The organism is Pseudarthrobacter sp. TAF60_1, from assembly GCF_052113505.1.
Taxonomy (GTDB): Bacteria; Actinomycetota; Actinomycetes; order Actinomycetales; family Micrococcaceae; genus Arthrobacter.
Window position 1 is genome coordinate 1 of sequence record NZ_JBFRDI010000031.1, and the last position, 6362, is coordinate 6362.

A 6362-nucleotide genomic window follows, 5' to 3' on the forward strand; every position below is an offset into this window, starting at 1 on the left:
GTTCAGGTTGTCCAGGTTTTCGTTCGCGGCGAGCTGGAGCAGGCCGCGGGACTCGGGCTCGTCCATTTCGCCGTCGCCCAGGAACGCCCAGACCTGCTGGTCGCTGGTGTCCTTCAACCCGCGGTTATGCAGGTACCGGTTGGACTGCGCCTGGTAGATCGCGTTCATCGGACCGATGCCCATCGAGACCGTGGGGAATTCCCAGAACTCCGGCATCAGCCGCGGGTGCGGATAGGAGGACAGAGCGTGGCCCTCCTTGGACTTCTCCTGCCGGAAGCCGTCCATGTCCTCCTCGGTCAGGCGGCCCTCCATAAACGCACGCGCGTACATGCCAGGGGACGCGTGGCCCTGGAAAAAGACCTGGTCACCGCCGCCCGGGTGGTCCTTGCCCCGGAAGAAGTGGTTAAAGCCCACCTCATACAACGTCGCGGCACCGGCATACGTGGAAATGTGCCCGCCCACGCCGATGTTCGCCTTCTGCGCCCGGTGCACCATGATCGCAGCGTTCCAGCGCATATACGCCCGGTACCGCCGCTCATACTCCTCGTTACCGGGGAACTGCGCTTCCTGGTCCACGGGAATGGTGTTCACGTAGTCCGTCGTGGTCACCATCGGCACCCCGACGCTTTGCGCGCCGGCACGCTGCAGCAGGCTCCGCATGATGTATTGGGCACGCTCGGTGCCCTGTTCCCTGATCAGTGCGTCCAGGGACTCAACCCATTCGGCGGTCTCTTCCGGATCACGATCAGGCAGCTGGTTAGTCAACCCGCTGAGGATATGGGAGGTATCTTCTCCTGCAGCCACGTCCAACCTCTCTTTGCGCGCATGCATCGGCGCCCTCACGCCGGGCAGGGTGACTGTCCGGGATGACTGCGACGTGTGCGACGTATCGGTTACAACAGCCCGGTCATGTGCGCCGGGCAGGGTCCTATCACGCCTATGTCTGCATTCAGTTCCAGGCGGTCGCCCCGCAGGCATAGTTGTCACCAGCCACTCTAGCTCTGACTTCAGCGCGATGCGTAGCCGCGTGCATGGCACTGCAGTTGTATTTCACCGTCATACTGGTTGTGTGACGAAAGGCGCTGCAATGCAGGCTGGTTGCCCCGGATGTGACGCAGAATATGGCGGATCGCGGGGTTGACAGCTTGAAGCGCAGGCACAAAGGGTGTTGGCTTGGGGTAATGGAAATCACTATGCAAATTGCAAGTATTAGGTATTGGAGGAACACGTGAGCGAGGCCGACGCCGCCACTTCGGTAAATGTGGCGGAAAAATTGGGTTTCAAAAGCGGGGATCTGATTCAGGAGTTCGGCTACGACGACGATGTCGATTTCGACTTACGTGATGATATTGAGGACCTCACGGGGTCCGAGCTCCTGGAGGAAGAGGACCATGACGTTGTAGACGCCGTCATCTTTTGGTGGCGGGACGGCGACGGCGATCTGGTGGATACCCTCATGGATTCGCTGACCACCTTGAGTGAGGGCGGCGTCGTCTGGGTGCTGACGCCGAAGTCCGGGCGGAAAGGTTACGTGTCCCCGGGGGAAATCCAGGAAGCGGCGCCAACAGCAGGCCTGCACCTCACAACGTCCGCCGGTGTCTCCAAGGACTGGAGCGCAACCCGGCTGGTCAGCAAGAAGAATAAGTGACGCCGGCGCTTTCCGTTGCCGCACGGCCTGTCCCGGCGGTGGGGGAGCCCGCCCCGGATTTTGAGCTGGTAAACCAGTTCGGGGAGCCTGTGAGGCTGTCCGCCCTTCGCGGACAGAACGTTGTCCTGGTGTTCTACCCCTTTGCGTTCTCCGGGATCTGCACTGGGGAACTCTGCGAAATCCGGGACAACCTGGCGGTCTTCGAGGATGCCAGGGCCACGGTCCTGGCAGTGTCGGTGGACAGCAAGTTCAGCCTGCGGGCTTACGCCGAAAAGGAAGCCTATAGCTTCGATCTGCTGGCCGATTTCTGGCCGCACGGGGCTGTAGCAAGCACCTACGGTGTCTTTGATCCTGAGAGCGGGATGGCCAAGCGCGGCACTTTCATCATCGATGCAACCGGAACAATCCGCTACGTCGTGGTGAATCCGCGCGGACAGGCCCGCGAGCTTTCGGAGTACGGTGCGGTTCTGGCAGGCCTGGGCCGGGCCTGACGCCGAATGGAACAGCGGCAGCGGGGTGTTGGCGTAGGCCTGACGGGCTTCGCCAGCCGTCCCGCTGCCTATCCTGCCTCGCTGGCGGATGAACAACTGCAGGAGATGGAGAGCGTCCGGGCTCTGCTGTCCGGCAAACGCCTTGCCCTCCTGACCGGCGCCGGGCTGAGCACGGATTCGGGCATTCCGGATTACCGTGGCCCCGATGCTGTCCCGCGTTCTCCAATGACCTACCAGGAGTTTGTGCGCGATCCCGCCAACCGCCAGCGGTACTGGGCGCGGAACCACATCGGGTGGTCGCATTTACGTCATGCGGATCCCAACCAGGGCCACCGGGCTGTGGCGGAGCTGGAACGGCGGGGGCTGCTGAGCGGCCTCATCACGCAGAACGTCGACCGCCTGCACGAAGAAGCCGGCAGCACAAACGTCATTGACCTTCATGGCCGCTATGACCAGGTGGTCTGTCTCGACTGCAGGCGGACCTACACGAGGCGCCTGCTGGCGGGGGTTTTATCCGAACTGAACCCGGAATTCCTGGAGCGTGCCACCGAATCAGGCCTCGTGGAAATGGCTCCCGACGCCGATGCAACCGTTGACGATTCAGCGCTCATCAGCAGCTTCGTTGTTTCGGCCTGCCCCGCCTGCGGCGGAACGCTTAAACCTGACTTCGTGTACTTCGGGGAGAACGTACCCAAAGAGCGGGTTGAGGCCGCTTACGCCATGGTGGACAGCGCCGCCGCCCTCCTTGTTGCCGGTTCTTCACTCACAGTGATGAGCGGGCTGCGGTTCGTCCGCCATGCGGCGAAGGAGGGAAAGCCGGTGGTGATCATCAACCGCGGAGAGACGCGGGGCGACCCCCAGGCCACCATCAAGCTCCATACCGGTGTGAGTGAGTCGCTGACGTGGCTTGCAGCCGAGCTCCCCGATCTCTGACACCTGAGCTTGAGCCACGCCAGAGCATGCGGATTGGCTTTTGCTCCTGCCCATCAGGTAGAGTTTATGTTCGTTGGTCGACGCACTGAAGTGCGAAAACTGATCATTTGGGTCTTTAGCTCAGCTGGTAGAGCGCCACGTTTACACCGTGGATGTCATCGGTTCGATCCCGGTAGGACCCACCAATATAACCCCGTTTGTTCCAAGACTTCACGGTCGGGAGCAGCGGGGTTTTTTGTTTTCCCGCCTGCAGCTTGAGAGGTGCGCCGCCACGCGGCTTATTGTCGGTGCCCCTGCCTAGAGTTCACGCCATGGAATATGTGGTGGTGAGGACGTCACGGGACGGTATCCCGACGGCGGTGGTCAGCGGAGGCAGGGAATGGGCCGTAGGTGCCGAGGCGGTGAGGTGGTTTGAGCGGGTGAGCTGGTGGGAAAATCAGCGGCGGATGCCCAAGGGGCTTGGCCGGGTCGATGTTGAGGTCCTCCAGGTCCAGGTGAGGCTCGGACGCAACCCGCAGTCGGCGCTCACCACCATGGTGCTGGAGCGCGATGGCCTTGGCGGCGGCTGGCGGCTGCGGGAATCAGCAGCCGATGCCGCCTGAGGAGGGCATTGGAAAACCCTCCACCGCGACTATTGGGGGATGCCGCGGTGGAGGGTCTGAAATGAATATACAGTGAACTGCCGGAAACAAACAAATGCCCCTTCTGACGTGTCGGGCGTTGCTTCCGGCATGATTTTTCTCCGCCGAACCGGGGCGCAGCCATTATGATGGTTACTGTTCAGCGGAATGAACAACCAGCACCTCAAGCGCTCCCCGGCGTGCCGATCGAAGGAGAATCATGGCCGATTCCCGCACCTCCCGCCCCTCCGATGGACTGGGGAGCGCGTCGCCGGCTCCGGCAGTCACCCGCGCCGCCGCCGTCATGGAGGCCTTGGCGGCCTCTGCGACCGGCCGCCTGACGCTGAGCGACCTCGCCCGCGAGCTGGCGATCCCCAAATCATCCACCTCCAACCTGTTGCTGGCCTTGGAAGAGGCCCGGCTCATCAGCCGCCAAGGCGCCGAATTCACCCTTGGCCGCAAACTGGTAGAGCTCGGCGCGGCCTACCTGAGCCGGCTTGACGAGGTGCAGGAGTTCTACCGGTTCTGCGAACAGGCGCCCACCCTCTCCGGGGAGACCGTGCGCATAGCCATGCTGGACGGCACCAGCGTGATCTACCTGGCAAGGTACGAGGGGCACCCTGCCGTGCGCCTGACGTCCAATATTGGCGACAAGATGCCCGTCTCGCTGTGCGCCGTGGGCAAAGCCCTGATCGCGCGCCTCCACGACCACGACATCGAGGCAATGTTTCCCGATTCGGCCGAGCTTCCGGTGCTCACACCCAAGTCGCTGCGTACGGGTGCAGAGCTCAAAGCGCAGCTGCGCGAGATCCGGGAACAGGGTTATGCCTTCGAGGATGAGGAATCTACCACTGGCGTCGTGTGCCTGGCCGTCTCCGTCCCCACGCGTGGTGCCCACGGGCCAAGCCTTGGCTTGTCCGTCACGGCGCTAAAGGCAACCTACTCGGTAGAACAGGGCTCCCAGATGGTCAAGGAACTGAAGGAGCTGGCCCGTTCCTTGGGCAATCCCATGGGTTAGCTCGTCGCTGGGCGCTGGTGCGGTAACCAAAAAGCGGCCGAACCCTTGCGAGCTGTTCAACTTGCTGTACTCTGTTCAATATAGTGATCTACACCGCAGGCGATTTCGCTATCCCACCAGGCCAACGGGGGTCTGGAGTGTTCTTGAGGGAGTTCTTGTGACAACTCGTACTAATTCACCGCAGGCTGACGTGGACGGCGCCACCGTCGATCCGGACCAGCTGCGACGGGCAACTCTTGCCAGCTCAGTGGGCTCCGCCTTGGAGTACTACGACTTCTACATCTACGGCCTGGCGTCCGCGCTCATCTTCGGCCCGCTCTTCTTCTCACCGTTGGGTGAAAGCGGTGCAGTCATTGCCTCCTTCGCCACCTACGGCGTGGGCTTCGCCGCCCGGCCGTTCGGCGGCATCGTGTTCGGCTACATCGGGGACCGTTTCGGCCGGAAAATGGTTCTGATCCTGACTATCGGGCTGATGGGCACGGCAAGTTTCGCCATCGGACTCCTGCCGACCTTTGAACAGGCTGGAATGGTGGGAGCCGTGCTTCTGGTGGCACTGCGCATCCTCCAGGGCCTGGGCGCCGGAGCCGAGCAGGCAGGTGCAACCACCCTGATTTCGGAAGTGGCCCCGCGCCGCCGTCGCGGATTCTTCGCTTCCTTGCCGTTCGTCGGCATCCAGCTCGGCACGCTCCTGGGCGCTGGCACCTTCGCCCTGATGGCCCTTGCGGACAAGGAAGTGCTGCAGGGCTGGCTGTGGCGCGTGCCGTTCCTGGCGAGCGTCATCCTGATCGTCATCGCGGTCTTCATCAGGCTCCGGCTCAAGGAAACCCCGGTCTTCCAGGAACTTGAAAAGCACAAGGCCGTGGTCAAGAACCCCGTAAGCCAGATCTGGAAGCACTCGAAGAAGAACGTGCTCATCGGCATCGGCCTGCGGATGGGGGAAAACGGCAACTCGTCCATCTACTCTGCCCTGCTCGTGTCCTTCATCAGCATGCCCGCCGGTATCTTTGCCGGCGACAAGTTCATCGGCCCCACGGGCCTCCTCATTGCCGCCGGATCCGCAGCAGTCATGGTGGTCACCTTCGGAGCCCTCTCTGACCGTTTCGGCCGGGTGCCGGTCTACCGCTACGGTGCGCTGTTCCAGGCCGTCATCGCCCTGCCCGCGTTCTACCTGGTCACGCTGGGCAGCGTTACCCTTGTCTGGGTGGTCATGGTGGTGGGCATCGCCCTCGGTGTCCAGTCCATGCTTGGCCCGCAGTGCGCACTGCTGCCGGAACTGTTCGGCTCGCAGCACCGTTTCACGGGTGTGGCCCTGAGCCGCGAGCTCTCGGCCGTCCTCGCCGGCGGCTTTGCTCCCATGATCGGTGTTGCCCTCCTCGCCGCCACCGGCCACTCCTGGCTTGTTCCGGCGATCTATTCGCTGGTGCTGGCGCTGATTTCCTTCGGCACAACGTTCTTCACCCCCGAGACCAATGGCCGCGACCTGGTCCTTGTGGAGGATGCCAGCTAGGGCGTGTCTCCCAAATCGGTTGATCGCTGACTGGAAAACTTGGCGGCGTGTCTCGTTTTCAAGTTTTTACTGATGATCAGTGGGCCCGCGTTGAGCCGTTGCTGCCCAGCTCTGACGGCCAACGCGGGCGTCCGTTCCGGAACCA

Annotated in this window: 6 protein-coding genes, 1 tRNA gene and 1 pseudogene; 7 read left to right on the forward strand and 1 reads right to left on the reverse strand. The window is 62.6% G+C overall.

What is annotated here, in order from left to right; translation table 11 throughout:
* Positions 1 to 831: pseudogene (locus AB4Y73_RS20185) on the reverse strand (pyruvate dehydrogenase (acetyl-transferring), homodimeric type); the annotation flags it as partial.
* Between the two features lie 397 nt (positions 832 to 1228).
* Between AB4Y73_RS20185 and AB4Y73_RS20190 the strand changes: the two are divergent.
* The 7 genes from AB4Y73_RS20190 (at position 1229) to AB4Y73_RS20220 (ending at position 6217) form a co-directional block, all read left to right on the forward strand.
* Positions 1229 to 1648: a DUF3052 domain-containing protein gene (locus tag AB4Y73_RS20190; protein WP_441874438.1), complete on the forward strand. Its 420-nt coding sequence runs from the start codon at positions 1229 to 1231 to the stop codon at positions 1646 to 1648.
* On the forward strand, positions 1645 to 2139 hold the full coding sequence (locus AB4Y73_RS20195) for a peroxiredoxin (protein ID WP_441874440.1): 495 nt from the start codon (positions 1645 to 1647) through the stop codon (positions 2137 to 2139). The genes AB4Y73_RS20190 and AB4Y73_RS20195 overlap by 4 nt, the downstream gene beginning before the upstream one ends.
* 6 nt (positions 2140 to 2145) lie before the next feature.
* Complete coding sequence (locus AB4Y73_RS20200) at positions 2146 to 3072, forward strand: NAD-dependent protein deacetylase (RefSeq protein WP_441874442.1); 927 nt, start codon at positions 2146 to 2148, stop codon at positions 3070 to 3072.
* 109 nt (positions 3073 to 3181) lie between these two features.
* Positions 3182 to 3257, forward strand: a tRNA-Val gene (locus tag AB4Y73_RS20205).
* A gap of 126 nt (positions 3258 to 3383) precedes the next feature.
* On the forward strand, positions 3384 to 3674 hold the full coding sequence (locus tag AB4Y73_RS20210) for a hypothetical protein (protein ID WP_441874444.1): 291 nt from the start codon (positions 3384 to 3386) through the stop codon (positions 3672 to 3674).
* A 238-nt stretch (positions 3675 to 3912) separates the two neighbouring features.
* Positions 3913 to 4710 (forward strand): IclR family transcriptional regulator, encoded by a 798-nt coding sequence (locus tag AB4Y73_RS20215; RefSeq protein ID WP_441874446.1) that lies wholly within the window; start codon positions 3913 to 3915, stop codon positions 4708 to 4710.
* Between the two features lie 157 nt (positions 4711 to 4867).
* Positions 4868 to 6217 (forward strand): MFS transporter, encoded by a 1350-nt coding sequence (locus AB4Y73_RS20220; protein ID WP_441874448.1) that lies wholly within the window; start codon positions 4868 to 4870, stop codon positions 6215 to 6217.
* Positions 6218 to 6362: the final 145 nt, after the last annotated feature.